This is a genomic window from Actinokineospora spheciospongiae, assembly GCF_000564855.1.
GTDB lineage: Bacteria > Actinomycetota > Actinomycetes > Mycobacteriales > Pseudonocardiaceae > Actinokineospora > Actinokineospora spheciospongiae.
This window is the reverse complement of the sequence record NZ_AYXG01000060.1, coordinates 23,187-42,977: the sequence shown is the minus strand read 5'-3', so window position 1 is coordinate 42,977 and position 19,791 is coordinate 23,187. Positions and strand designations below refer to the sequence as shown.

Genomic DNA, 19,791 nt, shown 5'->3' with positions numbered 1-19,791 from the left:
CGCGGCGCCACTTGGCGCCGGGTCCTGTGGAACTCAACGGGACTCCAGTGTGGGAGGGAGTTGGCTCAGAAGGCGGGGATGGCGACCGGGACCGAGACCAGCACGTAGCCGAGTGCGGCGACGAACGTGGTGCCCTCGCAGGTCGGCGAGGTGGAGGTGAACAGCTCCCCGCCCTCGGTCCGGCAGCGGTTGACCACCCGGTGCGGCTCGGTCGGCGCGGCGGTCCAGGTGTGGCCCGCGACGCCCAGTGCGGTCTTGCCGTCGCAGGTGGCGCTGGTCGACAGGAACTGGTCGAGGCCGTCGGCGCAGGAGTACACCGGCTGGGTGCCCGTGCCCGCCACCATCAACAGGACGCCGAGGGACCCCTCGATCCGGAACCCCTTGCCGAAGCCGCCCGAGGAGTCCTCGTGCTGCGAGGTCTCCCAGTTGAGGGCGCGCGCCAGGACCGCGTACGTCGGCACGTGCCCCAGCACCGACAGGACCGTTCCCCCCTCGCACGCCGCGTCGAGCGAGGCGAAGCGGTCACCGGTGCGCTGGCAGGCGCGCAGGGCGGTGGTGGGGATGTTGGTCGGCGCGACGGTGAACACCCGGCCCGGCTGGGCCACCACCGTGGCACCGCCGCAGTCCGCGGCCAGCGAGGTGAACGAGTCCGTCCCCTGCCTGCACGAGTACAGCGGCGCGGTGTTGTCGTCGGTGGAGTGCACCAGCGCGCCCAGCGACCGTTCGAACCGGTAACCCGTGGGCACCGGCTGGTCGGTCGAGGCGGTGAGCCGGTCACCCGCGGAGTTGACGTACCCGCCGAGCTGGCCCGCCCGGGGAGCCGGGTGGTCGGCACCGCGCTTGGCGATGTCGGCGTCGGACATGGCGCCCTGCTCGACCCGCACCTCGTCCAGCGCACCCGCGAAGAACGCGGTGCCGCTGCCCTGGGCCTTGGCCCGCCCGATGGTCAACCCGCCCGCGGCGCGCCAGAGCACGACGTTGTCGCGGGTGGCGGCCAGGGTGCCGTTGACGTAGATGCGCAGTTGCTGATCGGGGTAGTCGTAGACGCCGACCAGGTGGGTCCACTCGTCGAGGGCGGGCTGGGCGGGCGCGGTCGCCGCGACCAGTGGTGCCCCGTCCTCGTCCGCGGTGGCCCCGCCGAAGACCCACCGGTCCAGGTCGTGCCGGTACTGCAGCACGACCCCGCTGCCGCGGCTGCCGTCCTGGGCCAGCACGGTCTGGGTGGTGGCCCGGCTGGACAACCGCGCCCAGCCGCCGACGGTGAAGCTGTCGCGCATCGACACCCCGGGGAACGGGGTGACCGCCGCGGCCGCACCGGGGAAGACGGCGGCCTGGCCGCTGACTCCCGCGGTGTAGGTCAGCGCCCCACCGGACACGACCGCGTGGTTGGCCCGCCACGACGTGTCCTGGGTGGTCCCCCCGTCGAACCGGTAGCGCCCGATGACGTTGCTGTACACGTCGTCGTGCACCGCCCGGACCTCACCGTCGGTCAGCGCCCGGGAGTAGGTGCGCAGGTCGTCGAGGCCGCGGGCGAAGTACTCCGCGGCGACCCCGTTGCGCCGGGCCCGGCCGATGCTCAGCGGTCCGGACGAGGCCAGCACCGGCACGTTCTGCTGGCTCGCCGAGAGCACGCCGTTGACGTAGAGCCGCAGCTCGCCCGAACCGGCCTCGCGGGTCAAAACCAGGTGGGTCCACTCCGACAGCGCCGCGGCGTGCGCCGAGGTCAGCACGAACTGCTCGGGGTTGTCCTGGTCGGCCTTGGGGACCACGACCGCCCACTTGCCCGAGCTCGCCTGGTATTGCAGCGAGAAGGCGCTGACCCGGTTCCCGTCCTGCCCGACGACGGTGCGGTCGGTGCTGCCGGGGTTCTCGGCGTAGGCCCACGCCGAAACGGTGAAGCCCGCCGCGGTGTCGAGGACGGGAGCGCCGGTCTGCGCTGCCCCGGAGGTCCCGTTGAGCCACAGGCCGCCGCCGGTGCGCCCGCCGATCCACGCCTGGCCCGCGGTCACGGTCGCGGGCCTGGCAGCGGGGCCGACCGCGGCCGTGCCGGTGTCGGCCAGGTTGGTCCCGGACCCCTCGTTCATCGTCCACTGGTGCTCGGCTGACGGCAGGGTCGCCGGGGTCACCTGCTCGGGGTAGGACTCGTGCAGGGACGTGATCCGCTCGGCGTCGAGGGCGCCCGCGTACACCCGGACGTCGTCGACGCGGCCCGGCCAGAAATCGCCGCCCTGGCCCCGACCGACCCGCAGGCCGCCGGTGCCCGCCCACGCGGTGATGAGCTGGCCGTCGGTGCCGCGCACCTTGTTGCGGTAGATCCAGAGCCGCTTGGAGGGCGCGTCGTACACGCCGACCAGGTGCACCCAGCTGTCGATGTCGTCGTCGCCGCGGAAGGCCAACGACGCCTGCGTGACGGCGCCGGAGGACTCCGGCAGCTCGAAGACCCACTTGCCCTCGGGGTTGTTGTCGTCGTCGACCTCGAGGCCGACGCGGAACTTGCCCTTGGTGCCGCCGCCCATGCTCACGGCGGTGGCGTCGACCGGGGCCCCGTTGGCGTCGGGGTCGGGGATCTTGTTCAAGCGGACCCAGGCGGCGACGGTGAAGCTGCCGTCGGTGTCCACGTCGACCGCGTCGGTGGTGACCGCGTCGTCGACGCCGTCGAGCGCCACCGCGCCACCGGTGCGGCCGGGGCCGAAGGACGCCCCACCGGAGGGGGTGCCGCTGCGCCCGCCCACCGAGTCCGCCGCCACCGGGGAGCCGGGGGCGTCGTCGAAGGTCAGGTTGTGCTGCAGGGTCAGGTCGCGGCCGGACATCTTGCGGATCTCACCGTCGAACAGCGGGCGGCTGTAGAGCTTGACGTCGTCCACCGTCACCGCCGCGTACTGGCCCCAGCCGCTCGGGGTGCGTGCGCGGCCGATCTCGAAGTCGCCGGTGGCCTTCCAGGCCGCGCCGAAGGTGCCACTGGCTGAGAGCTGGCCGTTGACGTAGAGCTTGAGCTGGTCGCTTATGGCCTCGTAGACGACGACCAGGTGGGTCCACACCCCGTCCTGGGCGCTCTGCGCCGAGGTCACCGTGACGGTGCTCGTCGGGTTGGCCACGTCGGCGGGTCCGCTCATCGACACCGCCCACCGGTTGGTGGCCGACCCGGTGTACCCGAGGTTGACCGACGCGGCGGCGGCGCCGTTCTGGCTGAGCACCGAGCCCCAGCCGGGGGTCCGGGTGTTGAGCTTGACCCAGGTCGACATGGAGAAGGTGGCTGAGGTGTCGATGACCGCGTCGGCGCGGACGTGGTCGTCGGTGCCGTCGAGGAAGACCGCGAGGTCGGCCGGGTCCGGGTCGGACACCTGTCCGGCGGCCCAACCGGGGTTGCCGAACGCGGTGCCGTGGCGGTCCGGGGTGCCGGTGTTCTTGGCGTTGCCGTCCAGCGGCCAGGTGGCCGCGGCAACCGAGTCCTGGCCCACCAGGCCGATGATCTCCTCGGCGCCGAGGACGCGGTTGTACAACCGGACCTCGTCCACCCCGCCCTTCCACTGCTCCGCGTGCGCGCCGCCCCACTTCGCGCGGCCGAGCACGAACGCGCTGGTCGCGGCGAAAGAGGCGGTGGCGGGCTCGGTGTCGACGAGCAGGCCCGCCACGTAGAGCCGGACCTGCTGCGCGGGCTTGTCGTAGACCGCGGTCAGGTGCTTCCACCCGGGCTCCGGGTCGGCCGGGTCAGCCGGGTCGGCCGGGTCGGCGACCGCGGCGACCGCGTCGGCCGGGCGGGTGGCGCTGTCCGCGGAGGTGAGCCGGAAGTACCACTCGGGCTGGCCGGTGATGTTGCGTGCGCCCAGGGTGAACCCGCTGTTGGTGCTGCCGTCCTGGGACAGCACTGTGCGAGTGGTCCCCGTGGCGAGCAGCTCGGCGGGCTTGACCCAGGCGCTGGCGGTGAAGCTCTGGTCGGTCGCCAGGACCGGCCCGTCGGTGCCCGCCGTTCCGTTGCCGTTGACCCGTACCGAGCCGGAGAGCGCCCCCTCGGGGTCGAAGTGGGCGTCACCTTTGAGAACCAGCGCCGCACCGCCGTCGACGGAGTTGCGGCTGCTGCTCCCCACGGCCTCGGGCTCGGTGCCCTCGTCGAGTTTCCAGTACGCGGCTTGCACGTTGTCCTGCGTCACCAGGGAACGCACGGAGGTCGGGTTGAGCGCGCGGTCGTAGAGGCGGACCTCGTCCACCGCGCCGTCGAGGACGTCGGCGGGGTCCACCCCGTTCCACCGGGCCTGGCCGAAGCGCACCTCACCGGTGGAGTCCACCGGGGCCGTGGTGCGCGCCGCCGTGGCCGAGAGCAGGCCGTTGACGAAGATGTGGAGCACGCCGTTGCCCGTGCCGGGCTCGTACACCCCGACCACGTGGGTCCAGGTGCCCGCGGTGGCGTTCTCGACGGAGACGACCTCGTCCAGGGGCGCGTTGGCAGCGGTGGTGCGCGGGGCGGAGAACACCCACTTGCCGCCCTTGGCGCGCAGGGCGAAGCCCGTGCCGGTCGCGCTGTCCTGGCTGACCACCGCCTGCGTGGTGTCGGTGCGGTCGAGTTTGACCCACGCCGCGGCGGTGTAGCCGATGGTGGTGCGGACGGTGTTGGGGGCGCGCAGGTGCCCGCCCGCGCCGTCGAGCACGGCGGCCGCGCCGATCGCGCCGGTGCCATAGATGACGCCACCGTGGGTGGTGGCGTTGCGACCGCCCACGTGGGCGCTGTCGTCGGTGTTGCCGTCGAGCGACCACAGCGATGCCGGGCCGTTGCCGGGGCGGGAGTAGAAGTGGTGCACGGTCTTGGCCGAGCGGGTGCCCGCCCGGTCGACGGACTGCACGTACAGGTCGACGGGCCCGTCACGGGGCGGAGCGATGGTGGCGGTGAACTGCCCGCTGAGGGTGGAAGGGGAAACGTAGTTCGTCGGTGGGTCCGTGAAGCCCCACACGTACCGGTCGACGTCGGAGCGGTCGGTGCCCGCGGTTGCCGTCGCCGGGGTGGTGAAGGTGAACTCACCCGCCACCCCCGTGCCACCGTGCCAGGCGTTGTCGGCGGGGTAGAGCACGCTGGAGACCTGCGGCGCCGTCGGCGGTGTCCGGTCGACCTTGAAGGTGGGTCCGGTCAGGTGCGTGCTCTGGAGCGCGCCGTCGTCGCCCCTGACGTTCCACAGCACGGTGGTGCCGTCGGCGTAGGCGTTCAGGTTGTCCCGGTAGGCGAAGCGCCCGGGGGCGTGGGTGACCCGCTCAACCCGGCCGCCCGGCGTGTAGACCTCGTAGTGGGCGGTGACCTGGCCGCCGTCCGGGTCGGTCACCTCGGCCACCATGTCGACGCTGGCGCTGTTGAGGTAGGCCGTGCCCGCGCAGTGGCCGCAGACCGTCGGGCTGGGCTCCAGCCGGGCACCGGTGGGCACGTCGGGGCGCCGGTTGTAGGTGACCTCGATCTTCGGGATGATGTTGTCCTGCACGAAGAACCGGCGCCAGCTATTCGAACCGGACTCATCCGAACCGATCAACCCCAGGCCGATGGTGTTCGACTGGTTGTCGGCCACGAACTGCGCCGCGCCGTGGAACGACATGCCGATCCAACTCGGGTCGCAGTAGCCGAGCTTGGGCACCGAGCGGATTCCCGCCTGCTTCGCACCCCAGTTCGGCTGGTTGTTCCAACTGGTGTTCCACTGCACGTCGGTGGTGTGGTAGAGGCTGACCTCGCCCACCGCCGCGTCGTTGGGGTTGCAGCTGTGGGAGTACTTCCAGGTCTGGTAGACCTGGAAGGTCGCCGAGGCGATCTGGGCGCCCTTGAGCGGTGCCGCGTTGAAGTGGAAGTAGGAGCGGTCGAGGATGCCGTCCGGGGACTTGCCCGCCCGGGCCACGCCCTTGGTGCGCTCGTCGTTGTCTCGCGGGCCGATGTTGACGTTGGCCTGGGTGGGCCAGGACGCGCGGGCCAACGCCCACGCCGCCTGCGTAACCCCGTGCCCGGCATAGCTGTAGGCCGGGTCGATGACCAGCGGAAAACGGGCGGTCGGGTCGGACAGCAGAGCGGTGTCCGGGACCAGGGTGAGGGTGTGCTCACCGAGCTCCAGGCCCACTGCGCGCTCGACGGGCTCGTCGTCGTCGCTGACCGGCGTGTCCCACATGGACGGCGCGGGGGCGTGGAAGAGGACGCGACCGCCCGGGTCGGTGGCCGTGAGGTTGCCGTCCTGCTGAGCCAGGGAGACGCCCTCGGCGGTGATGCCGTAGGTGATGCGGCGCAGGGCCGGGTTGGCAGCGGCCTCGGGGGTCTTGACCACGAGATCGTGGCTGAAGCCGGAACGCTGAGCGCGGACCCGCAGGTCGACGCCGGGCAGGACCTCGGGGTAGGTGGCGGTGTCGCCCGCGACCGAGGGTTCGGGCAGGGCGGTGGGCCAGGTCAGGGTGAGGCTGGCCCCACCTGCCGACATGCGGGCCACCGGGTCGGCACCGCCCGTCGAGAACCGCAGTTCCGCCTCGGTGGCGGTGCTGCGCAGAGCCGCGCCCGCCTTGGTCAGGGTGGTGTCGATCGGAACCCAGCGGCCCGCCTGCCGGACCCGGGTGGGCAGGGCGGTCTGGGTCATCTCGAAGGACCCGTTGGGCTGGGCGAAGACCTCGGTGTCGCCCGTGCGCAGACCGGTGACCTCGACGGGGGTGCCTTGGGTTTGGGCGAGCATCAGGGCGCTCGACTCGTCGGGTGCGGCTGTCACCCGTTGTGGCGCCGCAGGCGCCGGAGCGCCCGTCGGCAGGGTCAGGGCCACCGCGAGCGAAGCCGTCAAGACCCCGGAAACACCCAGGGCCACCAACTTTCGGGCATGGCGAATAGAGCGCTTGTGCGCCATCGACAGAGCTCCCCAGAAACCGCGCACGTCCGTTGAGGCCCGCGCAGTCGAGTACAAACGTCCAAATCGTGCAGGTTGCGACGGAGGTCTGCCAAGCGCCAAATGGCGGAATCGCGACATGACCGATACCGCCCCGGTCACATTCCCACGACCGGGTCGGTGGGTTACCAACCCATTGTCGACCTGTCGAGTTTTCGAGAAACCTGCCCCGAGATCGTCACATCACCCGATGCTGTTTCCACTTCCGGCGCGTCGATCACGGTTGAGAACGAGCAGTTCTGTCTCGTCGCGGGGAGGAGACGAAGGCCGAAGGCGTGGTCCTGAACACCGCCGCCCTGGAGTACCGGCACTCCGCTGACGGACTGTCCTACTGCCACTCCCTTCGAATACCCGGATGGCGAGCCCTTTTCATCCTGGTCTGGATGTGCTGATCGGTGGGGGTTTTAGGTGATGGAGGTGCTGATCGTCGGACGCAGTTCCGCTTGGTGGGGTCACGAGCCGCCTGCCCGGTAGGCGAAGCCCGTTCGGTAAGCCCACACGACGGCTTGGGTGCGGTCGCGGGCGTCCAGCTTGGCGAGGATGTGCTTGACGTGGGACTTGACCGTTTCCACTGACAGGTGCAGGGATCGGGCGATTTCGGTGTTGGACTGGCCGGTGGCCATCGCGCGGAGCACGTCGGCCTCGCGGTCGGTGAGGGGGGTGGTTCGCCGGGGGTCGGGGCCGGTGCGGGCGGTGTGGGCGTCGAACAGCCTGCGGGTGACCGCGGGGGCCACCACCGCGTCGCCCGCGGCGACCGCGCGGATGCCCGCGACGAGTTCCTCGGGGGTGGCGCGCTTGAGCAGGAAGCCGTCGGCGCCCGCGGCGATCGCGTCGTCGACCACCTCGTCGAGGTCGAACGTGGTGAGGACCAGGACGCGGGGGCGCGGGTGGGTGGTGCGCAGTTCCCTGGTGGCGGAGACGCCGTCGCGGACCGGCATCCGCACGTCCATCACCACGACGTCGGGGTGGTGGGTGGCGGCCGCGCGGATCACCTCCTGGCCGTTGGCGGCCTCGCCGACGACGGTGATGCCCTCCTCGGCGTCGAGCAGGGCGCGCAAACCCTTGCGCACCAGGGCGTCGTCGTCGGCGAGCAGGACCCGGATCACCGGTGGGCCCCGGTCGGGAGGGTGGCCCGCACCCGGAAGCCGCCCTCGAACGGGCCCGCCTCCAGTTCACCGCCCGCCAGTCGGGCGCGCTCGCGCATGTTGGCCAGGCCGTGACCGGGCCTGCCCCCGGGCACGGCCCCACCCCGGTCGAGCCCGCCCCAGAGCACGGCCTCGCCGCGGTCCGGCCAGACCCTGGGCACGGCCTCACCCCGGTCTGGCCCGCCCCCGGGCTCGGCCCGGTCACGGCCGGGTCTACCCCCGGGGAGGTGGCCGCCCTCGTTGACCACCTCCAGCACGGCGGTGTCGCCGACCTGCCGCAGGCGGACGTCGATCCGGCCGGAATCGGTGTGCCGCAACGCGTTGGTGATCGCCTCCTGCGCGATCCGGTGCAGCGCGTGGGCGGTCCCCGCACCCAGTTCCACCTGCTCCGCCCGCAGCCGCAGCTCCCGGCCCGCGGCCCGGACGTGCTCGGCCAGCGCTGCCAGTTCCGGCGGTGGCTGCTCGGTCCGCACGACCCGGACCAGGCGGTCCAGCTCGCCGAGCGCGTCCCGGCCGACGGTCTCGATGTGCCCCAACGCTTCCCGGGCGAACCGGGGGTTCTCGTCGAAGACCCGGCGCGCGACCCCGGCCTGCATGACCACCACGTTCACCGCGTGGCCGAGGGAGTCGTGCAGCTCGCGGGCCAGCTCGGTGCGCTCCTCCGCGCGCTGCCGGGCCTGCTCGGCAGCGGCGGCGGCACCGCGGCTGCGCACGGCGTCGCCCGCGACCACGGCGATCAGGAAGGTCATGGTCACCCCGAACACCGCCTCCACCTGGACCGCCCCCCGGTCGAACGCGAAGTGGCCCGCCACGGCGGCCAGGGTGACGGCCACCGCCACCGCCCGGTACCGCCGGGTGCACACCGAGAAGCAGGTGAACAGCGCCACCCACGTCGCCCACGGCACCACCGTCGGCGGGTACCCGGCCGCCGCGTTGGCCACCACCACCAGCGCCGTCGCCACCAGGACGGGGATCGGCGCGGCCTGCCGCCGCAGGAGGCACCCGGCGGCCAGGACCGCGAGACCCACCCCGAACGCGTCGGTGGCCCGGTAGGGCGGCCCGGCGGAGGTGAGCACGCTCGCCACGGCGGCGGCGACCACGAACCCGAGGGTCTGCCAGAGCTGGGATTTCCGCACGGTCCATTGTGCACTCGGCACACCGGCCGCGGCCTCCCTCGCAGGAGGGAGGCAACTGCCCCAGCGCGAGGGGCGAGCCGGGGCCGCCGAACTCCTACCGTTGCGGCACCGAGGAGAGGAAGCCGCGAATGGCAACGACGACAGGCCCGACCCCGTGGCGGTTGGCGGGGGTGTGGTGGCTCGCGTTGACAGCCGTGGCGATCTCGGTGTTCGCCCTGCTGCCCTACACCGCGCAGTCGCTGGGCGACCTCGCCGCGGCCGACAACGAACTCGCCGCCAACTACGCCGACCGGCCCGCGTGGCTGCGGTTGTGCCTCTACGCCCACATGACCGGTGGTGGGCTCGCGCTGCTGCTCTCACCGATCCAGCTCTCCACCCGCGTCCGGGCCCGCACCCCGCGCCTGCACCGGTCGGCCGGGCGGGTGGTGCTGGTGGCCATCGCGGTCGGCGCCCTCACCGGGCTCCTACTCGCGCCCCACAACCTCGCGGGCCCGGTCGGCACGGCCGGGTTCGGGCTGCTGGCCCTGCTGTGGCTGACCTTCGCCGCCCTGGGGTTGCGGGCGATCCGCCGTGGCGCGGTCACCACGCACCGGCGGTGGATGCTGCGGGCGTTCGCACTCACCTACGCCGCGGTGACCCTGCGGCTCTGGCTGGTCGCGCTGGTGCCGCTGACCGGCGACTTCCCCACCGCGTACCGGATCGTGCCGTTCCTCGCCTGGGTCCCCAACCTCGTCGTGGTCGAGCTGCTGCTCCGCGAACGGCCCACCGCCCAGCCGTCGCGCTGAGCTCACCCCCGCCCGGGTCGCGGCTCCCCGGGCGGGGACGCGGTGCCGCGCCCGCTCCCCAGCTCGTACTGGACGATCCCGAGGATGACCAGGGCGGCCAACGCGAGTCGACTCAAGCCCGACAGGACGTCACCCCCGACGAGGGTCACCACCGCGAACACCACGCCGACGGCCTCGATGACGAGCGCGAGCACCCGCGCCCACGCGCGGCGGAACAGCAGCACCGCCGAAACCACCAGCCCCGCGGCGACGACCACGCTGCCCCCGACGGAGAACCACGAAACCGAGGTCTCCGCCGAGCCGTCGCGCGCGTGCCCGACCGCTTCGACCACTTCGACGACGGCGGTCGCGGTCGCCAGCAGGCCCTGGATGAACATCAGGCCACGGGCGGACCACAACGCCTGCCGCAACCTGTCCCCGTCGTCCACGGTCAACCCCCACGGTCGCTTCGGCGAAGATCATCCCCTCCAGGATTCCCCACCGAGCGCCCCGGCGCCGGATCAACCGCGCCGGTGTCCGACCTCCGGCTGCGCGGTCTTGTGCTCGCGATCGCGGTGACCATCCTGGCACTGGTGATGCTGGTCGTGAGCCAGTTCCTCGTCGGGACGGGAGCCCCCCCCCGACAAGCGCGCTCCACGGTGGCCGGGGCGAGCCACGACGGCCGAGGCCCCGCTCCCGGGACGGGGGCGGGGCCTCGGTGTGGGGCAGTGGTGGTCAGTGGACCTCGAAGACCTCGTACATGCCCTTCTTCAGCAGCATGATCGCGTCGTCGGCGTCCTTCATCCAGCAGATGGCGATGTAGCGGCCCGGGTGCAGTGGGGGTGTGGCGGTGACCGATTGGCCCGGGGAGATGGGGAGCAGGCCCGCGGGTTCCGGCTCGGCGAACGGGGGCGGATCGGTGGGCCAGACGCCGTGGTCGGTGAACTTGGCGACCCAGGCGGCGAGGTCGGCGTCGGTGACGTCCGGGAGCAGGGGGAACAGGATGGCCTCGTTGGCCTGGCCGGGCATGGCGTTGACGAACCGCAGCGGCTGCCCCACCGTCGGGGTGCCGGTGACGACGAAGCGGGGGCCTTCGCCGGGGACGTCCTTGGCGGTCAGGGTGCCCGAGGCGGTGGGGGTGGTGCCGGACGGGGTTCCCGAGACCGTCAGGACCTCGTGCCGGGGCTGGGCCACGCCGTAGCGGAAGTCCATGTGGTCGAACAGGGTGTACTGGCCCGGGGCGAGCACCTGGACGAACGTGCCGGGTTGGCCCACCTTGGTCTGCACCCCGCCGAGCAGGGTCGCGTCGGCCTGGACCCGGGTGCTGCCGTCGAGGATGGCGGCGGGGTCGGTGGAGGCCAGTTTGCGGTAGGTGTCGCGGAACGACTCCCAGGTGACCCCCTGGTGCAGCTTGACCAGGCCGACCCAGCCGGACTTGCTGTCGGTGGTGGACACCTGGAACGTGACCGCCCCGGCGCCCACCGACGGCTGCACGAGCAGGTCGCCCGGGACCGCGGTGACGGGCACGGTGCGGCCCCGGGTGCCGTCCACCGCGGTGCCCGCCCCAGCGGACGCGGCGGACGCCGCCCCACCAGGCCCAGCGGACGCCGTCCCACTAGGCCCAGCGGACGCGGCGGACGCCGTCCCACCAGACCCAGCGGACGCGGCGGATGCCGCCCCGGCGGGCGCGGTGTGCGCCGCGGCGGGTGCAGACGCCGCGGGTGCGGCGGTGGCGGGCGCGGCGCCCAGGGCCGCCGCGGCCGTGGCGGTCAGGCCGACCAGCAGCCGGACCGTCGTGTTCGTGGTCCTCATCCTCTCCTCTTCCCCCATGTCGAGAACAGCAGTGTGGTGACGTCGCGGTCCTCCGGTCGGTCGAGACCGGCGGTGAACTCGGCGATGTCGTCTTCGGTGGCCAGGCCGCTGTCGACCAGCGGCCTGCCCTGCAACCGCAGGCGGGTGGCGATGAGTTCGCTCTCCTGCGGGGACTGGCCAGGGCCGAGCGGCGTGACCCGGGCACCGATGTCAGCCAACCCGACCCTGGCCAGGGTGGCGGGCAGCCGACGCGCCCACCGCACGTCGACCCCGCCGGTCCGGAACCCCTCCAGGTACGCCCGCACGACCGACCTGGCGGCCTCCGACGGGGCGTCCTCGGCGGGCAGGAAGTAGAAGTCCTCGACCAGCAGCGTGCCGCCCGGGGCCAGCCAGCGGGCCGCGGCGGCGACCGCGGCGTCCGGGTCGGGCACCGACGCCAGCACCGCCCTGGCCAGCACCAGGTCGAACGAGCCCGGTGCGAAGTCGGCCTCGGTGAGGTCGCCGCGCACGACGGTCAGGTTGGGCGAGCGGGTGGGGTCGATCTGCGACACGTCGGTGTCGAGGGCGGTGACCGACCCGCGCGGGACGCGCTCGGCCAGCCAGTGGGACATGCCGCCGCCGCCCGCGCCCAGGTCGAGGCAGCGCGCGTCGTCGGCCAGGGAGAAACCGGAGATGATCTCCCCGGTGAGCGGGAGGTAGTTGCGCTCCCACATGCTCGTCAGCAGTTCGGTTCCGGTCTGCTCCGCCGGGGGGGTGTGCGCTGTGGACATCGCTCGTGCCTCCCGGTCAGAACGGGTACGGGTTCTTCGTCCGCGCCTCGCGCAGCGCCTCGCCCCACCAGACGATCTGGTCGATGAGGTCCTTGGCGGCCTGGTCGCTGCCCGCGGGGCTGACCGCGGTGCCGTCGCCGTCGAAGTCGCCCCAGGCGTTGTGGAAGCTGATCATGTTGCGCACGGTGGTGGCGTGCACCTCGGCGAACACCTGGCGCAGGTGCCCGGCCGCGCGCAGGCCGCCGCCCATGCCGCCGTAGGAGATCAGGCCGACCGGCTTGCCCTTCCACTCGTTGAGGAACCAGTCGATGGCGTTCTTCAGCGACGCCGGGAAGGTGTGGTTGTACTCGGGGGTGACCACCGCGTAGGCCTCGGCCTCGTCGATCCGCTTGCCCAGGGCGGTGCGGATCGCTTCGACCTCGGGCTCGGCGGGCTGGCCGAAGGCGGGCAACTGCACCGGCAGCGGGTAGTCGGCCAGGTCGATGACGTCGACCTCGACGCCGCCGTGGGCGGCGGCCTGCGCGGCGAACCAGGACGCCACGGTGGGGCCGAAGCGGCCGGTCCGGACGCTGCCGATGATCACGGCCAGCTTCAGGGGGGTGTTCGGCATGATGTGCCCTTTTCCTCTGCTTCGGGTTGGCGGGTTCTTCTTCTGGTGGTGGTGCGCGCCGGGGGCGGCCGGTGGGACCGGCCCCGGCGATGGCCTCCCCGCCGGGTTCAGCCCGGCGGGTGGTCGCCCGCCGGACCGGTCCGCCACGACCGGGGACCGCGGAAGCCGGTGGCCCGGTCCGGTCGGGCCCAGCGCGGGGCGGGTGCGGGCGGCGGGGGTTCGGGGGTGGTCGCCGCCGCGGCGGCGACCAGGACGGCGGTGAGCGCCGCCAGCTCCTCGGGGTCGGGGTGACCGCGCACGACCCGCAGCAGCGGGGCGCCGGTCGGGGTCGTCGGCGCGTTCACCGGCTCGGCCCGAACCAGCGGGTGAGCGCCATGGGCAGGTCGGCGTGGCTGCCGGGGGCGGCCCAGGCCACGTGCCCGTCGGGGCGGACCAGCAGGGCCGAGGTGCCCGCGAGCGGGCTGTCGGCGGCGAGCGCGTGCGGTTCGGCGGTGACCACGTCGACCCGGTCGGTCCACCCGGCCGCCCGCGAGCGCAGGACCGCGTTGTCGGTCAGGTCGAGCAGCAGCCCCCTGGCCGGGTGCAGCAGTTCGGCGACCGTGGTCTTGCGGTGCTCGCCGACCAGTTCCAGGGGCGGCACCCGCAGGCCGAGCAGCGGGTGCGACCCGGGGTCGAGGCGGTAGCGGATCTCCAGGCCGCTGACCATGCCCGCCAGGTGCCTGGCGACGTCGTCGTAGGCGATCAGCTCGGTGAGCACGTCGCGCAGCGGCTGCACCTCCGCGCCGCTGAGGAACAGCAGGCCCTGGGCCCTGGTGTTCATCAGCAGCCGCTGCCCGACCGGGTGGCGCTCGTCGTGGTAGGTGTCCAGCAGCGCGGCGGGGGCGCGGCCGGTGACCACCGCGCCCAGCTTCCAGCCGAGGTTCACCGCGTCCTGGATGCTGGTGTTCATGCCCTGCCCGCCCGCGGGCAGGTGGATGTGGGCGGCGTCGCCCGCCAGCAGCACCCGGCCCCTGCGGTACTCGGTGACCTGGCGGGTGGCGTCGCCGAACGAGCTGAGCCACACCGGTTCGGCGTGCCCGATGTCCTCACCGGTGACCCGCTCCCACCCCGCGGCGATCTCGGCGAACTCCGGCGGGGCGGTGCGCTTCCTCGGCGGGACACCGCGCTCGCACAGGATGAGCCGGGTGATCCCGTCGCCGAGCGGGCCGACCATGACCATGCCGCCGGGGAAGGTCTCGCCGATCATGCGCGGGGCCAGGTCGAGGCCGCGCACGTCGGCCAGGAACATCTCCAGGGTGGCCGCGGTGCCGGGGAAGTCGAACCCGGCGGCCTTGCGGACCAGGCTGCGCCCGCCGTCGCAGCCGACGAGCCACGAGCAGGTGAGCACCTCCTCCCCCGCACCGCCGTCGACGCGGACCTCCACGTGGTCGCCGTGGTCGGTGACGGTGGTGAGCGCGTGGCCGCGGCGCAGGTCCACGCCCAGTTCCACCGCCCACTGCTCCAGCACCGCCTCGGTGACCGACTGCGGGACGGTCTTGGCGGCCTGGTGGGCGCCGTCGAGCACGCCGAAGTCCACCGGCAGGCCGCCGAAGTGGCCCTGGTCGCTGAGGGTGATGTCGCCGAAGCGGGGCAGCAGCCCGCGCTGGTCGAACACCTCCATGGTGCGGGCGGTGAAGCCGAGCCCGCGGGATTCGCCCGTCCTGGCCCGCAACTTCTCCAGGACGATGACGTCGGCGCCTGCGAGCCGGAGCTCGGCGGCCAGCACCAGGCCCGCCGGGCCTGCGCCCGCGACGATCACTGCGGCGTCCATGTGCCTCTCCTTGCCGTGGTCGGGGGAACGGGTGGGTCGCTCCGGAGTGGACGGATCTGCGACGTGCTCGTGGAACCGTTGTGCCACCGGGTTTCCCACCTCCAACCTGTTCGATCCCGACCGGGTATTCAAGACTCCGACGTGCAGACCTGTGTCAAATCGCGTCAGGTCTTCCCCGCGCCGGGGGCGCCGACCCGGTCCACCGACAGCGGGAACGACAGCAGCGCCAGCAGGGCCACGGCGGCCAGGCCCGCGGAGATCGCGAAGCCGATCGGGATCGAGGTGGCCCCGATCAGCGGGCCCAGCAGCAGCGGGGACAGGAACTGGCCCAGGAACGTGGTGGTGCCCGACAGCGACGTGGCCTGCCCGCGCAGGTCGGCGGGCGCGCCTTCCCCCACCAGGACCGTCAGCGCGGGCAGCGCGATGCCCTGCCCGAGGCCCAGCAGCACGGGGGCCAGCAGCAGCACGATCGGCTGGGAGACCGCGGCGAGCAGGACGAAGCAGGCCGCCCAGCAGCTCAGCGCGACGACCAGGAGCCGCTGGTAGGTGCTGCCGCGGCGGATGCGGGCGTAGAACACCCCGACCAGGCTCATCGTGGCGGCCATGACGACGGTGTAGAGCGAGACCAGGATCGGGCGCTCCACCCCGAGCTGGCCCAGCCGCTGCGGCAGGAACACGACCAGGGCGTACATGAGGATCGCGCCGAGGGCCTGCAACCCGTAGTAGCCCAGCAGGGCCGGGTAGTCCCTGACCAGGCGGAACATGCCCTTGCGCGGGCGGCCGGGGGTGGCGTCCACGCCACCGGTGCGCGGCAGGAGCAGCAGGGTGGCGATGCCGAGGGGGACGCCGAGCAGGTAGATGCCGAACGGGCCGTGCCAGGACAGCCCGCCCAGCACGCCGCCGACCAGCGGCCAGACGACCCCGCCGAGGCTGGTCGCGGTGCCCCGCAAGCCCATGACCCGGTCGCGCTCGTCGCCCTGGCGGTAGAGCACGAACATGGCCACGGTCGTGCCGCTGAACACCGCGGCGGCGCCGATGCCGAAGACGAACCGGCTGGCGATCAGCGCGGGGTAGCTGTCGAGGACCAGCCCCAGCCCGCCTGCCAGGCCGTAGAGGACCAGGCCCGCGCCGAGCGGGACGCGCACGCCCCAGCGGTCGATCATCCAGCCGATGACCGGGCTCGACAGCGCGATGGCCAGCCCGTGGGCGGTGATGATGAGCCCGGCCGCGGTGCCGGTGACGCCCAGGTCGCCCCGGATCACCTCCAGCACCGGGGTGATGATCGAGCCCGCCATGACGGTCAGCGTGGAGGCCAGCAGCAGCACCCACAGGGCGCCCGCGCCGGTGCCTGGCCGGGTGTCCCCGCCCGCGGTGTCGGTCGTGGTGGCGCTCACGCGGCCACCCCCGTGGTCGCCGGGACGCGGGCCGCGGGCGCCTCGATGCCGCGGTTGGGGATGTGCAGGACCTTGCCGTTGGCGGCCATGAACGGCTGGATCAGCCCGTCGACGAACAGCAGGAAGGCCAGGGTGCCGATGCCGACCGGGCCGCCGAGCAGCCAGCCCGCGGTGAGCAGCACGGCCTCGACCGAGACCTTGGCCGCCCAGAACGGCCACCGCCAGCGCTGGGTCATGCTGATCACGATGAGGTCCATCGCCCGGATGCCGGTGCCGCTCATGATGATCAGCGACGAGCCGTAGGCGCACAGCAGCACGCCCAGGGCCAGCGACACCACGCCGGGCAGCGCGGACAGGTCGAGCAGGCGCAGCAGGTCGATCAGGCTGCCGCACAGGAAGAAGGTGACGAACGGCGCGAGCACCGGCCTGCGCCGGTTCCACAGCGCCCAGATCGCGATGCACACCACCGCGACCGAGGCCTGCGCGATGCCGACGGTGATGGGCAGGTGCTCCAGCAGGCCGAGGGAGAGCACGTCGAGCGGGTCGACGCCGAGTTCGGAGTGGATGAACAGGGTCGCCCCCGCCGAGAAGACGAGGCATCCCAGCAGGTAGGTGACGTAGCGCGACAGGTTCGCCCGCGGGGTTCCCGCGTGGCGCGCCGCGAAGGTGTCGGACACGGTGGTTTCCTTTGCGCTGGTTGCTGTGCGCCGGTGGCTTCGCCCAGCGGGGCCGCGCGGGGCGGGAGGGGGTGGCCCGCCCCGCGCGGGGCGGCGGGACGCGGCTCAGGCGTTGACGAAGATGATCCGGTTGCCCTCGGGGTCGAGGACCTCGAAGCGCTCGCCGCCCTTGTGCGCGGCCAGTTCCGTGGGCGCCAGGTCGGCCAGGGCGGTGTGCGCGGCCGGGATGTCGACGTCGGTGAAGGCCACGCTCAGCGGCGCCTTGTAGCCGTTCGACTCCACGACCAGTTCGCCGCCGTTCCCGGTGTCGAACACGGTGTGGTTCTCGCCCTGGTCCATCACCTTCAGGCCCAGGCGGTCCCGGTAGAACTCCGTCATCGCCGCGACGTCTTCGCAGTCGATGACCGTCACGGTCAGGTTCCCGAACATCATGCGTCCTCTCGACAGGGGAAGATGGGTGCTTGCGCACCAGGCGATCGGGTGGGATGGCCCGCGGCTCCGCCGCCGGGCCCGCTCTCCCCCGCCCAGTAGGTACACTACACGGGGTAGTGCAAAAGGTAAACCGGTGAGTGCAAGTCGAAGGGAACAACCATGTCAACGGAGCCGTCCGGCACGTCGAGACAGCGCGGGGGCCTGCCCGAGAAGCGCAAGGCCATCGCCGCGGCGGCGCGCGCGGTGTTCGCCAGGGAGGGCTACACCCGGGCCAGCGTCGACGCCATCGCCGCCGAGGCGGGCGTCTCCAAGCGCACGATCTACAACCACTACCGGGACAAGGAGGAGCTGTTCCTGCTCACGATCCAGGAGAGCGCCGTGGCCGTGGCCACCGCGCACCTGGACCTGATCGAGCACGGGCTGCGCGACATCACCGACCTGGAGGAGGACCTGACCGCCTTCGGCCGCGCCTGGGCGGTGCCGCTGCCCGACTTCGAGGACCACTTCGCCCTCGTCCGGGTGATCATCGCCGAGGCGGCCAGGCTGCCGGAGGCGGTCCTGCGGGGCTGGCTGGAGGCGGGTCCGCGCCCGGTCACCGCGGGCCTGACCAAGTCCATCGGCGACCTGGTCGACCGGGGCCTGCTGGTCACCGACGACCTCGACGAGACCGTGCGCCACTTCGTGCTGCTGGTCAACACCGAGGCGCTGGAGCAGTCGTTCCACCACGCCATCCCGCTGCCCGCCGCCGACCTCGACCACCTGGTCCGCTCGGGCGTGCGCACCTTCCTGCGCCTCTACCGGGCCTGAGTGCCCACCAGGCACTCCTCCAGGAACGCCAGCGCCCGCAGGTGGTAGGCGCGCGCCGCCCACCCCAGGCCCGCGTTGTGCCCCGCCCCGGCCAACCGGTCCACCACCACCCTGGTCGAACCCAACCGGGCGGCCAGGTCGGCCAGGGAGCTGTCGTCGTGGCGCCACCAGTGCTCGTGCTCGGCGAAGGTCAGCCGGACCGGCACCCGCACCCGGGCCGCCACCTCACCGAAGCGCTCCGGCCAGCGGTGCGCCTCGGCCCACTCCTCGGCCGGGAACGGCGCGACCAGGGCGGCGCTGCGGCGCAGGGTGTCCGGCGGGTACAGGCCCAGCAGGCCCCAGTTGAGCCGCCAGCCGCCGCCGCGCTCGGTGGCCCCGACCTCCGGCTCCACGGCGTAGCGGTGCCCGCAGCCGGAGATGTCCAGGCCGATCAGGTCCAGGTCGGTCAGGTCGAGGCCGTCGGCGGCCAGCACCAGGGCGAGCTTGCCGCCGTAGGAGTGGGCCACGACGCCGACCCCGCCGCCGGTGTCGTGGCGGGCGGCGAAGTCGGCGAGGGCGCGGCGGAGGACGGCGGCCTGCCCGTCGAGGCCCAGGCCCGCCGGGAACACCTCCGCGGAGCGCCCGTAGCCGGGGCGGTCCACGGCCAGCACCGTCCAGCCCAGGGCGGGGCCCAGGGTCGTCAGGGCGTCGGCCCCGTCGCCGACGCCCGCGAAGTACCCGGCCCGCATCCCGCCGCCGTGCAGGGCGAGCACCACCCCGCGCGGCGGGCGGTCCGCGGGCTCGGCCAGCAGCGCCGAGACGGGGACACCGCCCGCGTCCAGCTCGACCTCCCCAGTGGTGGGTCGGATACCGGTGTGCGCCACGGTGTCTCCCGTCCGGCTCGGGTCACCGCCGGGCGGTGACCTGCTGCTCCAGTGCTTCGGCGTAGTCCTGCTCGGTCTGCGCGCCGACCATCGGCGGCCCGCCCGCGACGCGGACCTGCGGCACGGCGTGCACGCCCCCGGCGCGGACCCGCGCCAACTCCGCGCGCAGGTCGTCGTCGCCGCCCACCGGCGGGGTGACGCCGACCTCGGCGGCGATCGCGGCGAGCACGTCCGGGTCGCCGATGTTGGCGCCGTCGGTGAGGTAGGCGCGGAACAGCCGCTCCACGGCGGCCTCGCCCGCGCCCTGCTCCGCCGCCGCGGCAGCGAGGCGGTGGGCGCGGAAGGTGTTGACGTGCACGGCCCGGTCGAAGTTGAACTCCAGCCCGTCCTTGGCGCCCACCTCGGCCATGGAACCGGTGGCCTCGGCGACCTTCCAGCGGCTGCCGAAGAACCGCTCGTGCACGTCGCGCAGCGGCTCGCCCTCCACCGGGGCGTCCGGGCTGACCTGGAACGGGTGGAACCGCACCTGCACGGCCACCCCGCGCTCGCGCAGGGTGGCCGCCGCCCGCTCGAACCTGGTGAAGCCGAGGTAGGAGTGGACGCAGGTGAGGTCGAGGGTGAAGTCGACCGGCACCGTCGTCGTCTCTGGCATGTCGTCGGACCTTTCGGGATCGGTGCCGCCCGGGGGCG

16 protein-coding genes are annotated in these 19,791 nt (G+C 73.2%); 2 read left to right on the top strand and 14 right to left on the bottom strand.

Features of this window, described 5'->3' with window-relative positions; all coding sequences use genetic code 11:
* Nucleotides 1-65 precede the first annotated feature (65 nt).
* The 3 genes from UO65_RS08320 to UO65_RS08310 all read right to left on the bottom strand — a co-directional run bounded on the left by UO65_RS08320 (nt 66) and on the right by UO65_RS08310 (nt 9,162).
* The gene (locus UO65_RS08320; RefSeq protein WP_161784441.1) at nt 66-6,710 is read right to left on the bottom strand and encodes a LamG-like jellyroll fold domain-containing protein; all 6,645 of its coding nucleotides are present in this window, start codon (nt 6,708-6,710) and stop codon (nt 66-68) included.
* Nucleotides 6,711-7,333: 623 nt separating this feature from the next.
* Nucleotides 7,334-7,987 (bottom strand): response regulator transcription factor, encoded by a 654-nt coding sequence (locus UO65_RS08315; protein WP_035280271.1) that lies wholly within the window; start codon nt 7,985-7,987, stop codon nt 7,334-7,336.
* Nucleotides 7,984-9,162: a sensor histidine kinase gene (locus UO65_RS08310; RefSeq protein WP_035280268.1), complete on the bottom strand. Its 1,179-nt coding sequence runs from the start codon at nt 9,160-9,162 to the stop codon at nt 7,984-7,986. The genes UO65_RS08315 and UO65_RS08310 overlap by 4 nt, the downstream gene beginning before the upstream one ends.
* 128 nt (nt 9,163-9,290) lie before the next feature.
* Between UO65_RS08310 and UO65_RS08305 the strand changes: the two genes are divergently transcribed.
* Nucleotides 9,291-9,947 carry a DUF2306 domain-containing protein gene (locus tag UO65_RS08305; protein ID WP_052020900.1) on the top strand — a complete coding sequence of 219 codons (657 nt, stop codon included), beginning with the start codon at nt 9,291-9,293 and terminating at the stop codon, nt 9,945-9,947.
* Between the two features lie 2 nt (nt 9,948-9,949).
* On the opposite strand, the gene UO65_RS08300 is transcribed toward UO65_RS08305, so the two are convergent.
* From UO65_RS08300 to UO65_RS08260, 9 genes are all read right to left on the bottom strand, one after another.
* Complete coding sequence (locus UO65_RS08300) at nt 9,950-10,375, bottom strand: hypothetical protein (protein WP_152552018.1); 426 nt, start codon at nt 10,373-10,375, stop codon at nt 9,950-9,952.
* 286 nt (nt 10,376-10,661) lie between these two features.
* Nucleotides 10,662-11,738 carry a hypothetical protein gene (locus tag UO65_RS08295; protein WP_152552017.1) on the bottom strand — a complete coding sequence of 359 codons (1,077 nt, stop codon included), beginning with the start codon at nt 11,736-11,738 and terminating at the stop codon, nt 10,662-10,664.
* Nucleotides 11,735-12,508 carry a class I SAM-dependent methyltransferase gene (locus tag UO65_RS08290; RefSeq protein ID WP_052020898.1) on the bottom strand — a complete coding sequence of 258 codons (774 nt, stop codon included), beginning with the start codon at nt 12,506-12,508 and terminating at the stop codon, nt 11,735-11,737. The genes UO65_RS08295 and UO65_RS08290 overlap by 4 nt, the downstream gene beginning before the upstream one ends.
* A 16-nt stretch (nt 12,509-12,524) precedes the next feature.
* Nucleotides 12,525-13,118 (bottom strand): NADPH-dependent FMN reductase, encoded by a 594-nt coding sequence (locus UO65_RS08285; RefSeq protein WP_035280265.1) that lies wholly within the window; start codon nt 13,116-13,118, stop codon nt 12,525-12,527.
* Nucleotides 13,119-13,225: 107 nt separating this feature from the next.
* Nucleotides 13,226-13,462, bottom strand: a complete 237-nt coding sequence (locus UO65_RS36645; protein WP_035280262.1) for an acyl-CoA carboxylase epsilon subunit — start codon at nt 13,460-13,462, stop codon at nt 13,226-13,228.
* Nucleotides 13,459-14,928 (bottom strand): FAD-dependent monooxygenase, encoded by a 1,470-nt coding sequence (locus UO65_RS08275; protein WP_035280261.1) that lies wholly within the window; start codon nt 14,926-14,928, stop codon nt 13,459-13,461. Before UO65_RS08275 ends, UO65_RS36645 begins: the two co-directional genes overlap by 4 nt.
* Nucleotides 14,929-15,092: 164 nt before the next feature.
* Nucleotides 15,093-16,322 (bottom strand): MFS transporter, encoded by a 1,230-nt coding sequence (locus tag UO65_RS37260; RefSeq protein WP_233427483.1) that lies wholly within the window; start codon nt 16,320-16,322, stop codon nt 15,093-15,095.
* The gene (locus tag UO65_RS37960; RefSeq protein WP_035280259.1) at nt 16,319-16,999 is read right to left on the bottom strand and encodes a YczE/YyaS/YitT family protein; all 681 of its coding nucleotides are present in this window, start codon (nt 16,997-16,999) and stop codon (nt 16,319-16,321) included. The genes UO65_RS37260 and UO65_RS37960 overlap by 4 nt, the downstream gene beginning before the upstream one ends.
* A gap of 105 nt (nt 17,000-17,104) precedes the next feature.
* A complete protein-coding gene (locus UO65_RS08260) occupies nt 17,105-17,431 on the bottom strand; it encodes a VOC family protein (protein WP_035280256.1) in 327 nt (108 codons plus the stop codon).
* A 159-nt stretch (nt 17,432-17,590) separates the two neighbouring features.
* On the opposite strand from UO65_RS08260, the gene UO65_RS08255 reads away from it, so the two are divergent.
* A complete protein-coding gene (locus tag UO65_RS08255; RefSeq protein WP_035280254.1) occupies nt 17,591-18,238 on the top strand; it encodes a TetR/AcrR family transcriptional regulator in 648 nt (215 codons plus the stop codon).
* Here UO65_RS08255 and UO65_RS08250 read toward each other — a convergent pair.
* On the bottom strand, nt 18,226-19,101 hold the full coding sequence (locus UO65_RS08250; protein ID WP_052020897.1) for an alpha/beta hydrolase: 876 nt from the start codon (nt 19,099-19,101) through the stop codon (nt 18,226-18,228). The two genes, UO65_RS08255 and UO65_RS08250, sit on opposite strands and share 13 nt — an antisense overlap.
* A 22-nt stretch (nt 19,102-19,123) precedes the next feature.
* Nucleotides 19,124-19,753, bottom strand: coding sequence for a DsbA family oxidoreductase (locus UO65_RS08245; RefSeq protein WP_035280252.1), 630 nt, complete (start codon nt 19,751-19,753; stop codon nt 19,124-19,126).
* Nucleotides 19,754-19,791 lie beyond the last annotated feature (38 nt).

Excerpts from the sequence above, each read along its gene's own strand:
- UO65_RS08305 (WP_052020900.1), top strand. The coding sequence starts at position 9,291 with ATGGCAACGACGACAGGCCCGACCCCGTGGCGGTTGGCGGGGGTGTGG.
- UO65_RS08295 (WP_152552017.1), bottom strand. The coding sequence starts at position 11,738 with ATGAGGACCACGAACACGACGGTCCGGCTGCTGGTCGGCCTGACCGCC.
- UO65_RS08290 (WP_052020898.1), bottom strand. The coding sequence starts at position 12,508 with ATGTCCACAGCGCACACCCCCCCGGCGGAGCAGACCGGAACCGAACTG.
- UO65_RS08285 (WP_035280265.1), bottom strand. The coding sequence starts at position 13,118 with ATGCCGAACACCCCCCTGAAGCTGGCCGTGATCATCGGCAGCGTCCGG.
- UO65_RS08275 (WP_035280261.1), bottom strand. The coding sequence starts at position 14,928 with ATGGACGCCGCAGTGATCGTCGCGGGCGCAGGCCCGGCGGGCCTGGTG.
- UO65_RS08260 (WP_035280256.1), bottom strand. The coding sequence starts at position 17,431 with ATGATGTTCGGGAACCTGACCGTGACGGTCATCGACTGCGAAGACGTC.
- UO65_RS08255 (WP_035280254.1), top strand. The coding sequence starts at position 17,591 with ATGTCAACGGAGCCGTCCGGCACGTCGAGACAGCGCGGGGGCCTGCCC.
- UO65_RS08245 (WP_035280252.1), bottom strand. The coding sequence starts at position 19,753 with ATGCCAGAGACGACGACGGTGCCGGTCGACTTCACCCTCGACCTCACC.